Below are 19,855 nucleotides of genomic sequence, written 5' to 3'. Positions count from 1 at the left end.
TGCGGGTCCGGGGCGGGGGGGCATCAGAGCTCGTAGTCGTTGACGTGCCCGTTCATGGCGCGGGCGATCAGTTCGCGGCTCAGCCGGTCGCTGATCAGTTCGGCGAAGCGGTAGACGAAATTGCGCAGGTAGGCGCCGCGCTTGAAGGCCACACGGGCGACGTTCTGGCCAAAGAGCTGGCCCATGGGGCGCACCGCGAGGTCGCCGACCGGGTCGTCGCGCATGGCCATTTCGGCGACGATGCCGACGCCCAGGCCGAGCCGCACATAGGTCTTGATGACGTCGGAGTCAATGGCTTCGAGGACCACGCGCGGTTGCAGCTTGCGCGCGCCGAAGGCCTGGTCGATCTTGCCGCGGCCAGTGAACGAGGGGTGGTAGGTGATGAGCGCTTCGTGCGCCAGGTCTTCCAGGCCGATGCGCTCCTTGTGCGCCAGCGGGTGCTCGTTCGGGACGACCAGCACATGCTGCCACGCGTAGCACGGCAGCGTGACGAGTTCCGGGTAATCCGCAAGGGACTCGGTGGCCATGCCGATTTCCGCCACCTCGTCGATGACCATGCGCGCCACTTCGTGTGGCGTGGCCTGGTGCAGGCTGATGTGCACCTTGGGGTAGGCCTCGCGCAGGCCGGCCACGGGAACGGGCAGCACGTAGCGCGCCTGGGTGTGGGTGGTGGCGATGCTCAGGGTGCCGCTGTCCTGCGCGCTGAACTGTTCGCCGATGCGCCGCAGGTTGCCCACCTCGCGCATGATGATCTCCACGCTGCGCAGAACGTGCTGACCCGGCTCGGTGATGCGCTTGAGGCGCTTGCCATGGCGCGCGAAGATGTCCACGCCCAGTTCCTCCTCCAGCTCGATGATGGCCTTGGACACGCCCGGCTGCGAGGTGTGCAGCGCTTTGGCGGCCTCGGTCAGATTGAGGTTGCGGCGTGCCGCTTCCTGAACGAAGCGGAATTGGTGCAGGTTCATGTCGGGTTCAGAGCAAGGGATCTCATTCGCAAGCGATGTCGGCCATCAATGCGGTCATGCGCGGATCTTCGCCGATCGCCGCCTGCACGTGGAACTGCACGCCGGGGTGGGCGCAGCGCAGCTGCGCCACGAGCCGGGGCAGGTCCTCGCGCGCATGCCTGCCGCTGCCCAGGAACATGGGGACCACGGTGAGCCGCGTGGCGCCGCGTGCGACGAGCCGCGCGGCCGCCTGCGCGAGCGACGGCGCGCAGCCCTCCAGATACGCGCAGGCCACGCTGCGGCCCGGGTGGCTGGTGCGAATGCGCGCCGCGACCGCCTCCACCGGAGCGCGCCACAGCGGGTCCCGCGAGCCGTGGGAAAAAAGGACGATGGCCTGGCCCATGGTGGCGGCGTGGATGCCGTTCAACGCCGCAGCACCAGCCAGCCAAAGGCGGCCAGCGAGAGCAGCGAATAGATCAGCCCCGGCGCGGCGGCGGTCAGCCAGGGAGACCAGTTCTGCAGGTTGCCTGCGTAGCCGAAGATGTTGTTCAGCAGGAAGAAGCTGATTCCGGCCATGACCCCGGCAAAGACCTGGCCCGCAATTCCGGCGGAGCGGAAGTGCAGATAGGCAAAGGGCAGGGCGAGCACCACCATCACCAGGCAGCTCAGGGGGTAGAACACCTTGCGCCAGAACTCGATCTCGTAGCGCTGGGCCGATTGGGCGTTGGTGTTCAGGTGGCGGATGAACTGGAACAGGTCCAGCGTCGCCATGCGGTCGGGCCGCAGCAGGGACGCGGCGACCATGTCGGCGCTGATGGTGGTGCGCCATTGCAGGCTGGGGGCGTCGAGGTACTGCACGTGCGCCGCATCGTTCGCGTCGCCCTGGTCGAAGCGGCTGCGCTGCACCTGCTCCAGCGTCCAGGCGCCGTCCGGTCCGAACTGGCCCGAGACGGCCCGCGTCTGCGAGGCCAGGCGGCCCTTGGCGTCGAACTCGAAAATGCGCACGCCGAGCATTGCGCCCCCGGTGCTCAGGGCGTGCACGTTCACCGCGAAGGAATGCGTGTTCTGGCGCTCCTTGAGCCAGGCGCCGGTGGCGCCCGAGGTCAGGCGCCCGAGATGGATCGCCTTGATTTGCTGGGCGCTGCGCTCCGTCAGCGGCGCGAGGTAGTCGCCGAGCGCAAAGGTCAGCAGCACGAAAAAGCCGCCCAGCGTGAGCAGCGTGCGCAGGGCCTGCCAGGGGCCCATTCCGCTGGTGCGCATGATGGTGAACTCGGAGCTTTGCGCGAGGCGGGCCATCACGAAGATGGTTCCTATGAGCACCGTGATCGGCAGCAGCTCGTACAGGTGGCTCGGAACGCCCAGGGCCACGAACAGCAGCGCGTGCGAGAGCTGGTAGCCCTCGGCGTCCGCCAGGCCGACCCAGCGCAGCTCATCGACCACGTCGAAAAAGAAGAACAGCGCCAGAAAACCCGCCGTGACGAAGGCGACCGCCGACAGGGCCTCGCGGTGGATCAGGCGGCGCAGGGTCTTCATGCGCGCGCCCCCGGCCCGCGGGACGGTCGCAGGCGCAGCAGGCTCCATTGGTTGTGGCGCAGCGCCAGGAGCGCCAGTGCCAGGAGCAGCATGCCGCCGTGCAGCAGCAGCATGAAGTTCGCCAGGCCCAGCCGGCCCGCGCCGATCCAGCTCTGACCGAGCGCCATCAGGTTGTAGTAGACGATGAAGGCGAACAGCGCAACCACCATGCTGGCGCTGCGCGCCGTGCGCGGATTGCGGCTCGTCACGGCCAGCCCGAGGAGAACGAAATTCGACGCGGCCAGTGCCAGCCCCAGGCGCCAGCCGAGTTCCGCGCGGGACGCGGGCAGGGGCTGCATGAGCAGATCGTAGGTGGTGCGGGTCTTGAGCGCGATGGCCTCGGCGGAGCCCGGCGGGGTCGAGCCGATGCGCGTCGTGTACTCGGAAAACTCGCTCACCATGACGCCGGGCTTGTCGCGCTCGACCTCCAGCCGCTGCCCATTGCTGAGCACGACCATGCGCTCGCCGTCGCGGGTCTCGATGCGCACGCTGCGCGCGGAGGTGACGGATTCACGCCGGTCATCGGTGGCGGCAATGAAGACGTTGTTGCCCGCCTGCGCGTCGGAGCTGTCCTTGTCGATGAAGAACACCCGGCTGCCGTTGGACGACTCCTGAAACTCGCCGGGCGCAATGCGGTCGATGTCGCTGCGCCGCTCGTAGCGGGTCCTGAGCTCCTGGATCTGCGCGTTCGCCCAGGGCCAGACGAGCAGCGAGAGCACGGCAACCAGCGCCACCACCGGCCAGGCAAAGCGCAGCAGGGGCCTGAGCAGGCTGGCCAGGCCCCGGCCGCTGGCGAACCAGATCACCATCTCGCTGTCGCGGTACATGCGCGACAGCATGCCGACCACGGCAATGAACAGGCTCAGGCCGAGAATCGCGGGCAATTGCCCCAGAACGGTAAAGCCCATGACCAGCGTCACGTCGGAAGGGCTGACGTTGCCCCGGGACGCCTGGCCCAAGGTACGGATGAGCATCATGGTCATGACCACGGTCACCAGCACCACCAGCGTCGCGCCGAAGCTGCGCGCCAACTCCTTGCGGATGGATGAATCGAATAACATCAGCTTCGTCAAGGAAAGCGCCAATTATGAACTTCGATCTCAAAACCCTGAGCCTGGCCGCGGCCGCTGCGCAGACATGCGACCTGCTGCTGGTCCTCATCCCCGAGGGCTTCAGGCCGGGGCAGGACGCCCTGTCCACGCTGGCCGCGCTGGCGCTCAGGAGCGGCGACCTGGTGCTCAAAGCGGGCAAGCAATTGCATCTGTACCAGCCACCTGCCGTGGCCGCGCGCCGCGTGGTGCTGGTCGGCGCGGGCGATGGCTCTGCCCGGGCGGTGCAGCAGGCGCTGCTCGCAGCAGGCCCCGCGATCCAGGCGCCCCAGACCAAGCGCCTGGTGCTGTGCCTTGCGGGGGCCGTCAGCGCGGGCGCCGTGAGCACCGCGCTGCAGGCGCTCGCCGAAGCCAGCTACGTCTACACCAGCACCAAACCCACGGCGCAGGCGCGCAGCCTGCAGCGCTGCGTCGTGGGGGTTCCCGACGCCGCCGCGGTCCGCGACGCATTCGACCGCGGCGTGGCGTTGGTGGCGGGCGTGGAGCTGGCCCGCGAATGGGGCAACCGCCCGGCCAACCATGCCACCCCGAGCCTGTTGGCCGACGCTGCGAGGGCGCTGGCGAAACTGCCGCGCATCCAGTGCAAGGTGCATGGCCCCGCCGAAGTGGCCCGCCTGGGGATGGGCGCATTCATGGCCGTCGCGCGCGGCTCCGAAGAGCCTCTGCGTTTCATCGAACTGCGCTACGGCGGGGCCGCCAAGGACCAGGCGCCCGTGGTGCTCGTGGGCAAGGGAATCACCTTCGACACCGGGGGCATCTCGATCAAGCCCGCAGCCGAGATGGACGAGATGAAGTTCGACATGTGCGGCGCCGCCAGCGTGCTCGGGGCGTTCCGCGCCCTGGGCGAGTTGCAGCCCGCGATCAACGTGCTGGGCCTGATCCCGGCGTGCGAGAACATGCCCGACGGACGCGCCGTCAAGCCCGGCGACGTGGTCACCAGCCTGAGCGGGAAAACCATCGAGGTTCTGAATACCGACGCCGAAGGGCGCCTCGTGCTGTGCGACGCGCTGAGCTACGCCGCGCGCTTCAAGCCCGCCGCCGTGGTCGACATCGCCACCTTGACCGGGGCCTGCATGATCGCGTTGGGCAACGTGCGCAGCGGGCTGTTTGCCAACGACGACGGCCTGGCCGCGGCGCTGCACGCGGCCGGCGAGGCGGCGCTCGACACCTGCTGGCGCATGCCGCTGGACGACGACTACGCCGAGGGCCTGAAGAGCAATTTTGCCGACATGGGCAACGTCGCGGGCCGCGCCGGCGGCGCCATCACCGCGGCCAAGTTCCTGCAAAAGTTCGTCGGCGAAATGCCCTGGGCGCACCTGGACATCGCCGGAGCGGCCTGGAAGAGCGGCACCGCCAAGGGCGCCACGGGGCGGCCGGTGGGCCTGCTCGTGCACTACCTGTTGGGTCAGGCGGCGCAGCGCGCCCCATCCGAGCCCGCGCCGCGTGCTGCATCCAAATCCGCGCAACGCGCCGCCGCATCCAAACCTGCGGCGCGCGCCGTGCCCCGGCGTGCGCCGCGCGCGAGGGCTTCCTGAACACGCAGCGGCGGCATGACCGAGGTCGCTTTCCACTTCAACGCGCCGGACAAGCTGGCCTACGCCTGCCGCTTTGCGCGCAAGGTGCAGCGCAGCGCAACCCGCCTGGTGATCGCCGCGCCCGCAGAGACGCTGGAGTCCCTGGACCGCATGCTCTGGACGCTCGCGCCGCAGGATTTCGTCGCCCACTGCCGGGACGACGCGCCCGAAGACCTGCTCCACGCGTCGCCGGTTCTGCTGACTTCGCACGCGCGCCGCGCGGCGCACCACGAGGTGCTGCTGAACCTCGCCGCCGAAGTCCCCGATGGCTTCGACCGTTTCGAGCGACTGGTCGAAGTGGTGAGCGCGCAGGACGCGGTGGACCGCGACGCGGCGCGTGCGCGCTGGCGCCACTATGCCTCCTTGGGATACACCATCGTGCGCCATGATCTGGTGCTGAAAGCGGGCTGATGGCAGACACGCCGCCGCGCTTCGTTCCGCTGCTCACCGAAGTGGTGCAGCCGCCCGCCTCCCTCCCGGACAGCCCGCCACCCGCTGCGCCCCGCCCGCTTCCCGAGGAAGTGGAGGACTACCTGGTGCAGCGCGTCATGCAGCACGTGGACAGGCTGCTGGAGACGCACCTGCAAGAAGCCATCGCCACCCTGCTGAAAGAGCAGGCGCTGCCCGGGCTGCGCGCAGAGATCGGGTCGCTGGTGCGCCATGCGGTGCACCAGGCCGCGGCGCAATCCCGGACCGACGGCGCGCCCCCGCAGTGAAGCAATGACGACGCGCCGCCGTGCTGCGCTTCCTTACATTTGCTCGTGGTTTCCCATGCGCTCTGGCGCGCAAATTGCGCTATGGTCACCCGCGCTGAGACACGCAACGGGTTCTCGGCGTTTATCTTTACGGGAGATTTGATATGCAATTGAAGCTGAAACTGACCGTGCTTGCTGTCGTCGCTGCTGCGGGCGGCGGCGTGGCCTGTGCGCAGGAGCAGGTGGTCAAGATCGGCCACGTGGCACCGCTTTCCGGCCCCCAGGCGCACTACGGGAAGGACAACGAAAACGGCGCACGCATGGCCATCGAGGAATTGAACGCCCAAGGCATCACCATCGGCGGCAAGAAAATCCGCTTCGAGTTGCAGGCCGAAGATGACGCCGCCGACCCGAAGCAGGGCGCGGCCGTCGCGCAGAAGCTGTGCGACTCGAAGGTCGCGGGCGTCGTCGGCCACCTGAACTCCGGCACCACCATTCCCGCGTCCAAGATCTACCACGACTGCGCAATCCCGATGGTCACGGGCGCTGCGACCAACCCCAACCTGACCAAGCCCGGCTACAAGACCACGTTCCGCATCATCGCCAGCGACAGCGCGTTGGGCGCCGGCCTGGCGACCTACGCTGCGGACACGCTCAAGCTCAGGACCGTTGCCATCATCGACGACCGCACCGCCTACGGTCAGGGCGTGGCAGAAGTATTCAAGAAGACCGCCATCGCCAAGGGAATCAAGGTCGTCGACGAGCAGTTCACGACCGACAAGGCGACGGACTTCATGGCCATCCTGACCGCCGTCAAGGCGAAGAGCCCCGACGCCGTTTTCTACGGCGGAATGGACCCCCAGGCCGGCCCCATGCTGCGCCAGATGGAGCAACTGGGAATGGGGAACATGAAGTTCTTCAGTGGTGACGGCTCTTGTACTGCGGAAATCGCCAAGCTCTCAGGGGGCGCCAAGACCCTGAGCAACATGATTTGCGGTGAAGGCGCCGCGTCCCTGGCGAAAATGCCCGGCGGAGCGGCCTGGAAGGCGAAGTACGACGCCAAGTACCCCGGCCAGTTCCAGCTCTACAGCCCCTACACCTACGACGCCACGCAGCTGCTGGTCGACGCCATGAAACGCGCCAACTCGGTTGACCCCAAGGTCTACGTGAACGAACTCGCGAAGTCCAACTACAAGGGGGTGACCGCGGAGATCGTCTTCGAGCCGAATGGCGACTTGAAGAACCCCGCGATCACGCTGTACGTTTACAAGGACGGCAAGAAGACCCCCATGTAACCGGATCTGCGGAGATCCCGAAAAGGCTTCCCGCGGGAAGCCTTTTTAGCGCCCGCCTGCGTTGTGGCGCACACGGATTCGTTTGTCTTTGTTTGGAGAAATCGATATGCAATGGAAGTTGAAACTGACCGTACTCGCTGGTGTCACGGTTGCGGCGGGTGCGGTCTGCGCGCAGGAGCAGCTGGTCAGGATCGGCCACGCGGCGCCGCTGTCCGGCCCCCAGGCGCACTACGGCCGGGACAACGAAAACGGCGCACGCATGGCCATCGAGGAATTGAACGCCCAAGGCATCACCATCGGCGGCAAGAAAATCCGCTTCGAGCTGCAGGCCGAAGACGACGCTGCCGACCCGAAGCAGGGCGCGGCCGTCGCGCAAAAGCTGTGCGACTCCAAGGTCGCGGGCGTCGTCGGCCACCTGAACTCCGGCACCACCATTCCCGCGGCCAAGATCTACCACGACTGCGCAATCCCGATGGTCACGGGCTCTGCGACCAACCCCAATCTGACCAAGCCCGGCTACAAGACCACGTTCCGCATCATCGCCAGCGACAGCGCGCTGGGCGCCGGCCTGGCGGTCTACGCTGCGGACACGCTCAGGCTCAGGACCGTTGCCGTCATCGACGACCGCACCGCCTACGGCCAGGGCGTGGCAGACGTGTTCAAGAAGACCGCCATCGCCAAGGGAATCAAGGTCGTCGATGAGCAGTTCACGACCGACAAGGCGACCGACTTCATGGCCATCCTGACCGCCGTCAAGGCGAAGAATCCCGACGCCGTTTTCTACGGCGGAATGGACCCCCAGGGAGGGCCCATGCTGCGCCAGATGGAACAACTGGGGATGGGTCACATGACGTTCCTGGGTGGTGACGGCATTTGCACGTCGGAAATCGTCAAACTCTCAGGCGGTGCCAAGACCCTGAACAACGTGGTCTGCGCCGAGGGCGCCGCTCCCCTGGCAAAGATGCCCGGCGGGACAGGCTGGAAGACCCGGTTCGACGCCAAGTACCCCGGCCTGTACCAGATCTACGCCCCCTACACCTACGACGCCACGCAACTGCTGGTTGACGCCATGAAGCGTGCCGACTCCGTAGACCCCAAGGTCTACCTGAACGAACTGGCCAAGTCCCACTTCCAGGGGGTGACCGCAACGATCGCCTTCGAGGCCAATGGCGAGATGAAGAACCCTCCCTTCACGCTGTACCACTTCAAGGACGGCAAGAAGACCCCCATGTGAGCGCAGAGTGAACGCTTGCAGCGGGCCTGCGGTTCCATCTGGATATGATCTTGGGCTTGCGCAGCTGCAAGATTGGCGGCTGGGCGGTCCACGACTGGAAACCGTTGTTGTCCGTCCGAAGTACACCACGCAAGAATGGGGTTTGGAATGCATACCACCAAGACTTTCAAGAATGGCAATTCGCAGGCTGTGCGTATTCCAGCTGACTTGGCCTATGAGCGCATGGGCGAGGAGTTGGAGATCGAGCGCTTGGGAAAGGAACTGCGTATTCGTCCGGTGCGTCGTTCACTTGACGGGGTGTTGAAGAAGTTTGCCAAATTCGAGCCGAATTTCCTGCTTGAAGGACGTGGTGAACAAGAGCAATCTGGACGCGAGGTTCTGTAATGCCACGTTTCATGCTGGACACAAACATGTGCATCTACTTGATGAAGAATCAGCCTGAACAAGTGGCAAAACGGTTTGCGCAGTGCTACGTTGGCGATGTGGTGATATCTGCAATCACATATGCCGAGTTGGAATACGGAGTCTCTGTGTCAGCGAGCCGTGCTCGCGAGCGCAGGAACCTCGATGCGCTGATTGGAGACATTCCGGTCGTCTCTTTCGATGCGACAGCGGCAGTGGCATATGGTCCTATCCGCGAAGCAACGCGCGAGCGCAAGAAGGATCACTTGGACAAGTTGATAGCTGCACATTCGGTCGCACTCGACGTGGTGTTGGTCACAAATAATGAGCGGGATTTTGTAGATTACCCAGGGATAAAGTTGGAGAATTGGACGTCACCGACGGCGTGTTGATGGCGTTGTTGCACCCCCGCTTGGCGCGAAAAACGCCTTCGGCGTAGGCCTGCGCATCATGGGTGCTGGAAAAACGCAGTGCCATGCCCAGGACCCGCTTCCAAGTTGTCCAGCCAATCGGAAATGACCCGGCGTGCAGCACCCGCCAAGCGCTCTCCAAACCGTGCCGCGTCGGCGCGCAAAGCGCGTGGGTCAATGCCGGCCTGCCCCAATTCGCTGGCGTGGCCGACCAGCCACCGTTCGAGCGTGCGCGCATCGGCCTCCAGGTGGAATTGCAGGCCCAGCACGTTTGGCCCGATCGAGAATGCCTGATTGGCGCCTGCCGGCGTGCTGGCCAGCCGGACCGCGCCGTCCGGTATGTCGAACTGGTCGCCATGCCAATGCAGGACTTCCGTATCGCCAAGCCCGGCCAGTACGGAATCCTCGCCGGCCGGCGTCAGTGCAAGAGGAGAGAAGCCGATTTCCTTGATACCCAGTGGATACACCTTGGCCCCCCGGGCTCTTGCAATAAGCTGGGCGCCCAGGCAGATACCCAGCAAGGGGCGGCCGGTTTCCAGGCGCTGGCGGACCACGGCCAGTTCCGGTTCAAGAAAGGGATAGACCTGCTCGTCGCAGGCCCCAATGGGGCCTCCCAGCACGATCAACAAATCCGCCCGTTGCAGCGCAGGATCGTCGAGCTTTTCCAGCGTTGGGTCGATGTAGCGCAGTTCATAACCGTGCTCGAGCATCACGGTATCGAGGGTACCAACGTCCTCAAAATGGATGTGGCGCAGTGCAGTCGCTGTTTTCATGAGAGTTCCAGGGTGGTGGTTGGCCATGAACTGCCGGGCTTTGTTGCCGACAACTCCGCGGCTGCGCGGGGGTGGTAGCTGGGTGATCGGGGGGCATTCAGCATGGCTGCGCAGCAGCCGGCCAGAAATGGCTGTCGGGCAGGGCACGCGCCCCGTAGAGGGCTTGCCCCACACGAACCACGGTTGCTCCTTCGTCGATAGCGGTTTCGAAGTCGCCGGACATGCCCATTGACAGTTCGGTGATCCTGTTCCCATGGGGGACCTCTGCCTGGAGGCGATCCCGCAGTGTCCTGAGCAGCGCAAAGCACGGTCGCACGCGCGCGTTTTCCGGCGACAGTAGGGCCAGCGTCATCAGGCCGCGCACCTGCAAGGCCGGGTAAGCGGACAGTTCGCGCACGAAGCGCACGACCTCCTCGGGAGGCAGGCCGTACTTGCTGGCTTCGCCGGACGTGTTGACTTGAACGAACACGTCCAGGCCGCGGCCCTCCGCCTGCAGGCGCCGCTCCAGCACCTCGGCCACACGCAAGCTGTCGAGTGCTTGGAATTCCGATGCGAACTGCGCAACCAGTTTCGCCTTGTTCGTCTGAAGGTGGCCGATCACGGACCAGCGCAGGCCGGTCAAATCGGCCATGGCCTTCCATTTGCCGTGCGCCTCCTGGACCTTGTTTTCGCCCAACTCCCGGCAGCCAGCTTCATAGGACAGGCGGATACGCGCCTCATCGACGGTCTTGCTGACGGGCAGCAACCGCACTGTGGCGGGGTCGCGGCCTGCGCGCTGGCAGGCGCGATCAATGCGGCCGTGCACCTCGGCCAGATTGCGGCGAAAGTCTGCCACCGTCAGCGCTTGCGGGTAGCGCGAAGGGTCAGCCGTTTCCTCGGCAGGGGAGCGCTGTACTGTACGGGTCATGCGCCGCAGCGTAACATATACCTATGCCAATTGAAAGTTTGATCTAGTACAAATGCGGATCATTGGAAAAACAGCGGCGGAGATCTTCGACAGCGTGCGCCTGCTCACCCAGTCAGGAAGCCTGAAACCCGGTCAGGCCCTGCCCCCGGTGCGAGACTTGGCGGTAGCGCTCGAGGTCAACCACAACACGGTTGCAGCGGCCTACAAGCGCTTGGTCACAACGGGCATTGCGCTTGCGCAAGGGCGCCTGGGTACCGTTATCCGCGAACCCACCGTCCTGGGTGAGCAGGAGGGAACCGCTTTCGATACATCGCTGGCCGATGTCGCCAGCGGGAATCCGAATCCTGCATGGTTGCCGGACATCACGACGGCATTCGCCCGGGCGAGCTATCGGCCCCGGCTTTATGGAGAGCTGACGGTGGCATCGGAACTCGCTGCGTATGCGCGCCAGTGGTTTGCGGGTGATTGCCCCGCGACGGACGAGATCGAACTCACCTGGGGGGCCGTGGATGCCATCGAGCGGCTCTTGGCTGCGCACTTGGTGGCGGGGGACCGGGTGGTGGTGGAAGATCCCTGCTTTCTCAGCAGCATCAACACGCTGCGTACCAGCGGCCTGCAAGTCCTCGGCGTGGCTGTGGACGCCGAGGGCATGCGTGCCGATGCGCTGGAGGAGGCGCTCTGCGCAGGGGCCCAGGCGGTCATTCTGACGCCGCGTGCGCACAACCCGACCGGCTGCAGCCTGAGTGCGCAGCGGGCGCAGTCGATCCGGGCCGTGCTTGAACGCTATCCGCACCGGTTGGTCATCGCGGATGACCATTTCGCACTGCTGTCCGTCGGTGACTATCACTCTCCGATTCCCGTCTCGACCCAGCGCTGGGCACTTGTGCGCTCAGTCTCCAAAGCGCTGGGACCGGACCTGCGCATGGCATTCGTGGCCAGCGACCCGCAGACTGCATCGGGACTGCGGCTGCGCCTGGCCTCGGGGACGACCTGGGTTAGCCATGTGCTGCAGGGTATCGTGCAAGCCTGTCTATTTGACGCAGGGTTTGGCGCGCGTCTCGCGCAGGCGCGGGAGGACTATGCGCGGCGGCGCGACTGGATCGTTTCTGCGCTGACCGACCAAGGGCTGGCGACTGCCGGACCGGCAGATGGCCTCAACGTATGGTTGCCCCTGGAACGGGAGAGTCAGCCCGTGGTTTTCGCATTGGCTCAGCGCGGCTGGCTGGTTCGCAGCGGCGACGGGTTCCGTGTGCGCGCAATGGCGCATGGACTGCGGCTCACCGTCTCGAATCTCGAGAAGGTGCAGGCGATGCGTCTTGCCGCGGATATCCGGGCCAGCCTTGGCAGGGGCTGAAAGCAGCGCCCCCGTCTCACCACAATGCAAAGGCCGCTGTCCACCGCGGGGCAGGCGCCCGTCAGCGCCGCACCTGAAGCGCGCCGGGGTTGACGATGCTTGTCGGCGTTCCCTTGATGAAATTCACCACGCTGTCGAACGCTGCGCCAAAGTACATCTCGTAGCTTTCCTGTTCGACGTAGCCGATGTGCGGCGTGCAGATGCAGTTTTCCAGCCGCAGCAGCGCGTGGCCTTGCAGGATGGGTTCGCTCTCGAACACGTCCACCGCGGCGATGCCCGGGCGGCCGCGGTTGAGCGCCGAGATCAGCGCGTCCGGCTCGATCAGTTCGGCGCGCGAGGTATTCACCAGCAGCGACGTGGGCGGCATGCGCGAGAGGTCTTCGAGCGAGATGATCGCGCGCGTCTCGTCGTTCAGGCGCAGGTGCAGCGAGATGACGTCGCATTGCGAGAAGAAATCCGCGCGCGTTTCTGCGGCCTGGTAGCCGTCCGCGAGCGCCTGCGTGCGCGAGGCCTCGCGGCCCCAGACGCACACCTGCATGCCAAATGCCCGGCCATAGCCGGCAACGATCTGGCCGACGCGGCCGTAGCCCCAGATTCCCAGCGTCTTGCCGCGCAGCACGCTGCCAATGCCGAAGTTGGTTGGCATGGACGCGGTCTTCAGGCCCGATTGCTGCCAGGCGCCGTGCTTGAGGCTGGCGATGTACTGCGGCAGTCGGCGCATGGCCGCCATGACCAAGGACCAGGCAAGCTCTGCCGGAGCCACCGGGGAGCCCACGCTTTCGGCGACCGCAATGCCGCGCTTCGTGCATGCCGCCACGTCCACGTGGCTGCCCAGCCTGCCGGTTTGGGCGATCAGCTTGAGCCGCGGGAGCTTTTCCACCAACTGGCGCGTGATGTGCGTGCGCTCGTGGATGAGCACGATGATGTCGGCGTCCTTGAGCCGCGCGGAGAGCTGGCCCAGCCCCTTGACGGTGTTGGTATAGACCTTGGTGGTGTACGCGTCGAGCCGGCAGGCGCAGCGCAGCTTGCGCACTGCGTCCTGGTAATCGTCGAGGATCACGATGTTCATCCCGGCATTGTGCCTTGGTGCGCAGCGCGGCAGCGCGGCGCGCACCAATGTGGCGCGGCGGGATGTCCGGCTTTTTGGTGACAGGATGTTTTTCGGCCTACGGCCCGTTGACGCCCGTCAGATGCGGTGGTGCAGCCGGTCCGTGGTCGCGCGCAGGCGCGCAATCAGCGCCGCAGCGATCTGGCCCAGCGGCAGGACCTCGTCGGCGGCGCCATGCGCGATGGCCTCGCGCGGCATGCCGAAGACGATGCTGCTGGCCTCGTCCTGCACGTAGTTGTAGCTGCCCGCGTCGCGCATCTCGCGCATTGCGGCGGCGCCGTCGTTGCCCATTCCGGTGAGCATGATGCCGAAGGCGTTGCGTCCCACGACGGCGGCTGCTGACTTGAAGAGCACTTCCACGGAGGGCTTGTGGCGGTTCACCGCCGGGCCGTCGTCGACCTGCGCCACATAGTTGGCGCCGCTGCGCGCCACATGGAACTGGCTGCCTCCGGGGGCGATGTAGGCGTGGCCGGGCAGTATGCGTTCGCCATGCGTTGCTTCCCTGACCGTTATCCGGCACAGCCCGTTCAGGCGCGCCGCGAAGCTCGTGGTAAAGCCCGGCGGCATGTGCTGGGTGATGGCGATCGCCGGGGAGTCCGCCGGCAGTTGCACCAGCAGTTCCCGGATGGCCTCGGTGCCCCCGGTGGAGGCGCCGATGCAGATGAGCTTTTCCGTCGCCAGGTGGCCCAGCAGCGCGGGCGCCGGCCCGCATGGGGTCTGGTGCGCAGGCGCCCGGCGCACCTGCGCCACCGCGGCGACGCGGATCTTCTCCACGATCTGCGCGGCCAGCGCCTCGAGTCCGCCCGCCAGGCCGATGCGCGGCTTGGCAACGAAGTCCACGGCGCCCAGTTCCAGCGCCCTGAGGGTGACCTCGGCGCCGTGCTGCGTGAGCGTGGAGATCATCACCACGGGCATCGGGCGCAGGCGGATGAGGCGCTCCAGGAAGTCGATTCCGTCCATGCGCGGCATCTCGACGTCGAGCGTCAGGACATCCGGGGCGAGCGCGCGGATCATCTCGCGCGCCACCAGGGGATCGTGCGCCGCGCCAATGCACTCCATGTCGCGCTGCCGGTTGACGATCTCGGACAGCAGGCTGCGCACCAGCGCCGAATCGTCGACCACGAGCACCCGGATCTTTCTGTGCATTCGTCGCCTTCCTCAAAACAGATCCACGGACCCCCCGGAGGTGCTCTTGGCCACCGTGGCGGCGTTGCCCTGCACCTCTTGCGCCGCCAGCGTCTCGGGGTGCGCATGCGCCAGACGCTTGACCATGGCCTTGCCGGTGACGGGGAAGAAAACGACCTTGCGTGGATAGATGTCGAGCACGTCCTCGGAGACGATGGGAATGCGCTCCGTATGCAGGTAGTTCAGGACGAACTGGGTATTGCGCTCTCCCACGTTCATGGTCGTGAACTTGTGCATCACCTGCGCGCCGCCAAAAATCTTTGCCTGCATGGTTTCCCGGCGCGCCCCGAGTTTCAGCATTTCGTTGATCAGCAGTTCCATCGCGTAGGAGCCGTAGCGCCCCGATGCGTCGGCCAGGTCGCCGTCGGGGAGCATGAAATGGTTCATTCCGCCCACGTGCGCGCGGCTGTCCCACAGGCAGGCGGCAATGCACGAGCCGAGCACCGTCATGATGATCATGCTTTCGTCGGAGACGAAATACTCGCCCGGCAGAACCTTCGCCGCGCTGTGCTGAAAGTGCGCGTCCAGATAGAAGAAGCTGGCCTCTCCGGGTCTGCGGCCGCGCGCCTTGAGCTGCGGCAACGACGCGACGCGCGCGGGCCCTGCACCAGAGGACTGGAGGTCCGCGCTCAGGGGCGCGATCCGGGGCGCGCGGCGCCGCTCGCCGGGGCCTGTGTGGATGGTGGTCATGGGGGCTGCCTGAGGACGGCATGCGCGGGTCAGCGGCGTTCGTACACCGTCTTGCCGCGCAACGCGAAGAGGTCGCGGGACGCGCTGAAGTTTTCGGCATGCCCGACGAACAGCATGCCTGCCGGTTTGAGCACGCGGTGGATTCTCTCGAGCACCCGTCGCTGCGTGGGCGCGTCGAAGTAAATCATCACGTTGCGACAAAAAATCGCGTCGAAGGGCTCCTGGAACGGCCAGTCGTCGCGAATCAGGTTCACGCTCAGGAATTCGATGGCGCGGCGCAATTCGGGCTTGGCGCACACCAGCCCCGCGTTCGCGCCCTTGCCGCGCAGGAAAAACTTGTGCAGCCGCGCGGGGCTCAGGCCCTTGAGGCCCTCGAGCCGATACACCCCCTGCGCCGCAGTGGCGAGCACGCGCGAGTCAATGTCGCTCGCCGTGAGCTTGAACGCGGCATGGGGGCCGAGCGTCTCGAAAGCCGTCATGGCGATCGAGTACGCCTCTTCGCCCGTGGACGCGGCGTTGCACCAGACGCGCCAGCGCGCCGACGGGGCGGAGCGCAGGTGCGCGGCAAGGATGTCGAAATGGTGCTGCTCGCGAAAGAATGCGGTGAGGTTGGTGGTGAGCGCGTTCACGAACTCCTGCCACTCGGGGCCGTCGTGCGCCTCCAGCCAGCCCAGGTAGTCGTGAAAGCTGCTGTGCCCGGTGTCGCGCAGGCGCCGCGAGAGCCGGCTGTAGACCATGGCGTTCTTGCCGTCTTGCAGGCTGATTCCCGCATGGCGGTAGATCAGCGTCTGCACGCGCGCAAAGTCGGCGTCGGTCCAGACGAATTCCAGCCCCTGGCCCAGCGGGGGGCGCGTGCGTGCCGTGGCCTGCGCCGGTGCGTTCCCGGGTGCGGTGGACCGGGGATGAAACAGGGCGTTGCCGGGGAGGTCCATGTTGATCGTCCGACGGGGAATGTCGTTTGTTCCAAAAGGTCCGCTGCGTCTGTTCTCTGCGCCCGGTGCGGCTGCGTCCCGGTCATTCATTCGCCGCGACCAGCTCCATGTCTGCGCTGGCCATGAGTTTTTCGATGTCCAGCAGGATCAGCATGCGCTCGTCCACCGAACCCAGGCCGAGGATGCAGCCGTTTTCGATCGCGCTCTCCACGTCCGGCGCCGGGCGGATGCTGTCGGACGCGAGGTCCATCACGTCGCTCACGGAATCGACGACGATGCCGACCACGCGCTGGCGCAGATTCAGGATGATGACCACGGTGAAGTCGTTGTAGTCGGCCTGCGCGCAGTGGAGCTTGATGCGCATGTCGACGATGGGGACGATGGTTCCGCGCAGATTCACCACGCCCTTGATGAAGCCGGGCGCGTTGGCGATCCGCGTTGGCGGCTCGTAGCCGCGGATTTCCTGCACCTTCAGGATGTCGATGCCGTACTCCTCCTGGTCGAGGCGGAACGCCAGGTATTCGCGCGCGTCCGGGCACGCAGCGTCTTTCGTTCGGGCCAGCGCTTGCATGCTGCGTTCTCCTTTAGCGGCGCGTCAGTGACGCGTCCGGCGCACGAGCGCGGCCGTGTCCAGAATCAGCGCCACGGTGCCGTCGCCCAGGATGGTGGCGCCGGACACGTTGGCGACCTTGCGGTAATTCGACTCCAGGTTCTTCACCACCACCTGGTGCTGGCCCAGGAGCTCGTCGACCAACAGCGCCACGCGGCTGCCGTCGGCCTCGATCACCACCATGACGCTGCCGGACTTGTCGAGGTCGAAGCGGGGGACCTGGAAAATCTTCTCCAGCGCGACCACGGGCATGTATTCGTCGCGCACCTTGACGAGCTGCGCACCCTGCGCCACCGTGCTCACGCCGTTGGCGTGCACCTGGAAGGACTCGACGACGGAAGACAGCGGCAGGATATAGACCTCGTCGCCGACCCCCACGGACATGCCGTCCATGATCGCCAGCGTCAGCGGCAGGCGCACCGCGACCTTCATTCCGTGGCCTTCGCTGGAGTCGATCTCGACCGAGCCGTTGAGCGCGGCGATATTGCGTTTCACCACGTCCATTCCCACGCCGCGCCCGGACAGCTCGGTGACCTCGTCGGCGGTGGAAAAGCCCGGGGCAAAGATCAGCTGCCAGACCTCCGCGTCGCTCATTTGCTCGGACAGCTCGATCCCGCGCTCGCGGGCCTTTTCCAGAATCTTCGCGCGTGCCAGGCCGCGCCCGTCGTCGCGCACCTCGATGACGATCGAGCTGCCCTGGTGCGAGGCCGCCAGGGTGATGGTTCCGTGCTCCGGCTTGCCCTTGGCGATCCGCTCGGCCGGCAGCTCGATGCCATGGTCGCAGCTGTTGCGCACCAGATGCGTCAGCGGGTCGGTGATTTTTTCCACCAGGCCCTTGTCCAACTCGGTGGCCTCGCCCAGCGTCACCAATTCGACCTTCTTGCCCAGCCGGTTGGCCAAATCGCGCAGCATGCGCGGGAAGCGGCTGAAGACGATGGACATGGGGATCATGCGGATCGACATCACCGACTCCTGCAGGTCGCGCGTGTTGCGGTCCAGATCCGCGAGTCCCGCGATCAGTTGCTGGTACGCGCCGGCGTCGATCCCGCGGCTGCACTGCGCGAGCATGGCCTGGGTGATCACCAGTTCGCCAACCAGATTGATGAGCTGGTCGACTTTTTTGATGTCCACACGGATCGTCGCGGACTCCATTTGCGCCTGCACCACGGCCTTGGAGCCGGCCGCTTTCGGGGGCACCGCTGCCGAAGGTGCCATGCTCTGCGGCGCGCCCGGGGCACCGTGGAACAGCCCGTAGAACGCATTCCCCTCTGCATCCTGCTGCTGGGCAGGGGCCGCCGCCGCGCCGTTCCCCGCAGCGCGGATGAGCACCTGCTCCTTGGCGACGTGGAAGGCAAAAAGGTCGAGCAGCTCGTCGTTCGTCGCGCTCGTCTCGACGGTAAAAAGGCGCGTGTCGGGCGGCATGCCGGGACTGTCGGGCGCGTCGCGCATGCTCCCCAGGCCGGGGATGTCGCGAAACAGTTCCTTGATCGCGTCCGCCTGCTCCAGGCGCTCCAGGGGGCCGATCCGGATTTCGATCCGGCGCACCGGCCCGGCGAGCGCGGGTGTGGGCGCGGGCGTGGGCGGCTTGGGCGCAGCCGGCGCTGGCGCGTCAGGGACCGCAGGCGCGTCCGCGGCAAGGTCCCCGGCTGCCAGATCGCTGATGCGCAGCACCAGGTCCGCGGTGGAAACCGCCTCTCCCTGCCCGCCGGCGCGGTGGCGCGCGAGCAGGCTGCGCGATGCGTCGGCAGACTCCAGGAGCACGTCCACCATCTGGGCCACGGGCTGCAATTCGCGGCGGCGCAGACGGTCGAGCAGGGACTCCATCTGGTGCGTCAGCTCCGCCACGTCCGAGAAGCCGAAGGTGGCGCAGCCGCCCTTGATCGAGTGCGCGCAGCGGAAGATGCCGTTGAGTTCCTCGTCGTCGGCGTGGCTCAGATCGAGGTCCAGCAGCATCTGCTCCATCTGATCGAGGTTCTCTCCGGCCTCCTCGAAGAAGATCTGATAGAACTGGCTCAGGTCGAAGTCGGCGCTTGCGGCCGGTCCTTCTGGGTGGGTTTGCGCCATGGTGGCTCCGTGTACTCGGGGGGTCTCGCTCAACGCATCACTTTCTGGATGACTTCGATCAGGCGATTCGGATCGAACGGCTTGACCAGCCAGCCCGTGGCACCGGCGGTGCGTCCGGCCTGCTTCATCCGATCGCTCGACTCCGTGGTCAGAATCAGGATCGGAATGGTTTTGAACTTGGGGTGCTCGCGCAGCTTGCGCGTGAGCCCGATGCCGTCGAGCCGCGGCATGTTCTGGTCCGCGAGCACGAGGTCGATGTCGTGTGTCTCGGCCTTTTCCAGGGCGTCTTGCCCGTCCACCGCCTCGACCACGTGATAGCCTGCGCCCGCGAGGGTGAAGGACACCATTTTTCGCATCGAAGGGGAATCATCCACGGCAAGAATCGATTGCATGTAGGGCTCCAGCGGATTCGAATGGGCAGAGGGCAGGGCGGGTCAGAACAGGTCCACGGACCCGGCGTCCATCTCGCTTTGGGTGACCGGATTCGGCCGGTCCGGCGCCATCTCGGCAAAGGGCGCAGCGTCCTCGCCCTCCTCGCAGCCCATGGTCTCGGACGCCAGGCGAAAGGCGCAGCCCTGCAGGACCTTGGTGGTGTGCCAGATCAGCTGCGAGGCCATGTCCTGGAACTGCAACTCGGTCACGGCGCTGCGCAGCGCGCAACGCGCCGTCACCAGTGCGGGAGAATCGGCGACGACCCGGTCGGTCAGCACGGCGTTCGCCTCGCCGAAGCGCTCAAGCAGGTTGTCCGTGGCGTGGTTCAGCAGGCCCTCCAGGCGGTGCAGGTCGTGCATTACAACCAGCAACGAATCCTGCAGTTCCGCGGTCACCATGACGGGGACCTGGACGGCGGGGCCTCCAGGCGGCGTCAACGTAGATTGCATCGTTTCTCCAGCGCAGCACGGTCACAGCAAAGCACGCGAAACCCGGGACCACGATGCCTGCGCCAAAGCCCCCCGATCCCTTGTGCAACCCGCGCCCATTGGACGCTGACGCCGAA

The 19,855-nt window shown here is 66.1% G+C and carries 22 protein-coding genes; 8 read left to right on the top strand and 14 right to left on the bottom strand.

What is annotated here, in order from left to right; genetic code table 11:
• Positions 1-23: 23 nt before the first annotated feature.
• Genes D5041_RS00490 through lptF form a run of 4 tightly spaced genes read right to left on the bottom strand, consistent with a single transcriptional unit; the run spans position 24 to position 3,577 of the window.
• Complete coding sequence (locus tag D5041_RS00490) at positions 24-965, bottom strand: CysB family HTH-type transcriptional regulator (protein ID WP_265283310.1); 942 nt, start codon at positions 963-965, stop codon at positions 24-26.
• A gap of 22 nt (positions 966-987) precedes the next feature.
• Positions 988-1,347, bottom strand: a complete 360-nt coding sequence (locus D5041_RS00485) for a sirohydrochlorin chelatase (RefSeq protein ID WP_029554347.1) — start codon at positions 1,345-1,347, stop codon at positions 988-990.
• Between the two features lie 20 nt (positions 1,348-1,367).
• Positions 1,368-2,477 (bottom strand): LPS export ABC transporter permease LptG, encoded by a 1,110-nt coding sequence (lptG, locus tag D5041_RS00480; RefSeq protein WP_029554348.1) that lies wholly within the window; start codon positions 2,475-2,477, stop codon positions 1,368-1,370.
• On the bottom strand, positions 2,474-3,577 hold the full coding sequence (gene lptF, locus D5041_RS00475; RefSeq protein ID WP_029554349.1) for an LPS export ABC transporter permease LptF: 1,104 nt from the start codon (positions 3,575-3,577) through the stop codon (positions 2,474-2,476). The genes lptG and lptF overlap by 4 nt, the downstream gene beginning before the upstream one ends.
• Positions 3,578-3,603: 26 nt before the next feature.
• Here lptF and D5041_RS00470 point away from each other — a divergent pair, with 26 nt between their 5' ends.
• From D5041_RS00470 to D5041_RS00440, 7 genes are all read left to right on the top strand, one after another.
• Entirely contained in the window at positions 3,604-5,160 is a 1,557-nt protein-coding gene (locus tag D5041_RS00470; protein WP_265283582.1) for a leucyl aminopeptidase, read from the top strand.
• 15 nt (positions 5,161-5,175) lie between these two features.
• Entirely contained in the window at positions 5,176-5,610 is a 435-nt protein-coding gene (locus D5041_RS00465) for a DNA polymerase III subunit chi (protein ID WP_265259494.1), read from the top strand.
• Positions 5,610-5,915 carry a hypothetical protein gene (locus D5041_RS00460; protein WP_010104566.1) on the top strand — a complete coding sequence of 102 codons (306 nt, stop codon included), beginning with the start codon at positions 5,610-5,612 and terminating at the stop codon, positions 5,913-5,915. The genes D5041_RS00465 and D5041_RS00460 overlap by 1 nt, the downstream gene beginning before the upstream one ends.
• Positions 5,916-6,058: 143 nt before the next feature.
• Positions 6,059-7,189 carry a branched-chain amino acid ABC transporter substrate-binding protein gene (locus D5041_RS00455; protein WP_265283581.1) on the top strand — a complete coding sequence of 377 codons (1,131 nt, stop codon included), beginning with the start codon at positions 6,059-6,061 and terminating at the stop codon, positions 7,187-7,189.
• 106 nt (positions 7,190-7,295) lie between these two features.
• Complete coding sequence (locus D5041_RS00450; protein ID WP_265283580.1) at positions 7,296-8,423, top strand: branched-chain amino acid ABC transporter substrate-binding protein; 1,128 nt, start codon at positions 7,296-7,298, stop codon at positions 8,421-8,423.
• 147 nt (positions 8,424-8,570) lie between these two features.
• Positions 8,571-8,807 (top strand): antitoxin, encoded by a 237-nt coding sequence (locus tag D5041_RS00445; protein ID WP_265259492.1) that lies wholly within the window; start codon positions 8,571-8,573, stop codon positions 8,805-8,807.
• Positions 8,807-9,217 (top strand): type II toxin-antitoxin system VapC family toxin, encoded by a 411-nt coding sequence (locus tag D5041_RS00440; RefSeq protein ID WP_265259491.1) that lies wholly within the window; start codon positions 8,807-8,809, stop codon positions 9,215-9,217. The genes D5041_RS00445 and D5041_RS00440 overlap by 1 nt, the downstream gene beginning before the upstream one ends.
• A 56-nt stretch (positions 9,218-9,273) precedes the next feature.
• Here the strand turns inward: D5041_RS00440 and D5041_RS00435 are convergent, their stop codons facing one another.
• The gene (locus tag D5041_RS00435; protein WP_265283579.1) at positions 9,274-10,008 is read right to left on the bottom strand and encodes a glutamine amidotransferase; all 735 of its coding nucleotides are present in this window, start codon (positions 10,006-10,008) and stop codon (positions 9,274-9,276) included.
• 97 nt (positions 10,009-10,105) lie between these two features.
• Positions 10,106-10,915, bottom strand: coding sequence for a YggS family pyridoxal phosphate-dependent enzyme (locus D5041_RS00430; protein WP_265283578.1), 810 nt, complete (start codon positions 10,913-10,915; stop codon positions 10,106-10,108).
• A 52-nt stretch (positions 10,916-10,967) separates the two neighbouring features.
• Between D5041_RS00430 and ptsJ the strand changes: the two genes are divergently transcribed.
• Entirely contained in the window at positions 10,968-12,269 is a 1,302-nt protein-coding gene (gene ptsJ, locus D5041_RS00425) for a MocR-like B6 salvage transcription factor PtsJ (RefSeq protein WP_265283577.1), read from the top strand.
• 61 nt (positions 12,270-12,330) lie between these two features.
• On the opposite strand, the gene D5041_RS00420 is transcribed toward ptsJ, so the two are convergent.
• From D5041_RS00420 to D5041_RS00385, 8 genes are all read right to left on the bottom strand, one after another.
• On the bottom strand, positions 12,331-13,338 hold the full coding sequence (locus D5041_RS00420) for a D-2-hydroxyacid dehydrogenase family protein (protein WP_010104578.1): 1,008 nt from the start codon (positions 13,336-13,338) through the stop codon (positions 12,331-12,333).
• A 117-nt stretch (positions 13,339-13,455) separates the two neighbouring features.
• Positions 13,456-14,523 (bottom strand): protein-glutamate methylesterase/protein-glutamine glutaminase, encoded by a 1,068-nt coding sequence (gene cheB / locus D5041_RS00415; RefSeq protein WP_265283576.1) that lies wholly within the window; start codon positions 14,521-14,523, stop codon positions 13,456-13,458.
• Between the two features lie 12 nt (positions 14,524-14,535).
• Positions 14,536-15,252, bottom strand: a complete 717-nt coding sequence (gene cheD / locus D5041_RS00410; RefSeq protein ID WP_265283315.1) for a chemoreceptor glutamine deamidase CheD — start codon at positions 15,250-15,252, stop codon at positions 14,536-14,538.
• 29 nt (positions 15,253-15,281) lie between these two features.
• Positions 15,282-16,184: a CheR family methyltransferase gene (locus D5041_RS00405; protein ID WP_265259486.1), complete on the bottom strand. Its 903-nt coding sequence runs from the start codon at positions 16,182-16,184 to the stop codon at positions 15,282-15,284.
• An 82-nt stretch (positions 16,185-16,266) separates the two neighbouring features.
• A complete protein-coding gene (locus D5041_RS00400) occupies positions 16,267-16,755 on the bottom strand; it encodes a chemotaxis protein CheW (protein ID WP_010104583.1) in 489 nt (162 codons plus the stop codon).
• 24 nt (positions 16,756-16,779) lie between these two features.
• Positions 16,780-18,858, bottom strand: coding sequence for a chemotaxis protein CheA (locus tag D5041_RS00395; protein WP_265283575.1), 2,079 nt, complete (start codon positions 18,856-18,858; stop codon positions 16,780-16,782).
• 29 nt (positions 18,859-18,887) lie between these two features.
• Positions 18,888-19,250 carry a response regulator gene (locus D5041_RS00390; protein ID WP_010104587.1) on the bottom strand — a complete coding sequence of 121 codons (363 nt, stop codon included), beginning with the start codon at positions 19,248-19,250 and terminating at the stop codon, positions 18,888-18,890.
• 42 nt (positions 19,251-19,292) lie between these two features.
• Positions 19,293-19,739 carry a hypothetical protein gene (locus D5041_RS00385; RefSeq protein WP_010104588.1) on the bottom strand — a complete coding sequence of 149 codons (447 nt, stop codon included), beginning with the start codon at positions 19,737-19,739 and terminating at the stop codon, positions 19,293-19,295.
• Positions 19,740-19,855 lie beyond the last annotated feature (116 nt).

Origin of the sequence: Verminephrobacter aporrectodeae subsp. tuberculatae (assembly GCF_026127385.1) — a bacterium.
GTDB lineage: Bacteria > Pseudomonadota > Gammaproteobacteria > Burkholderiales > Burkholderiaceae_C > Acidovorax > Acidovorax aporrectodeae.
The sequence above is the reverse complement of the archived record's forward strand: the minus strand, read 5'-3'. Positions and strand labels throughout refer to the sequence as shown.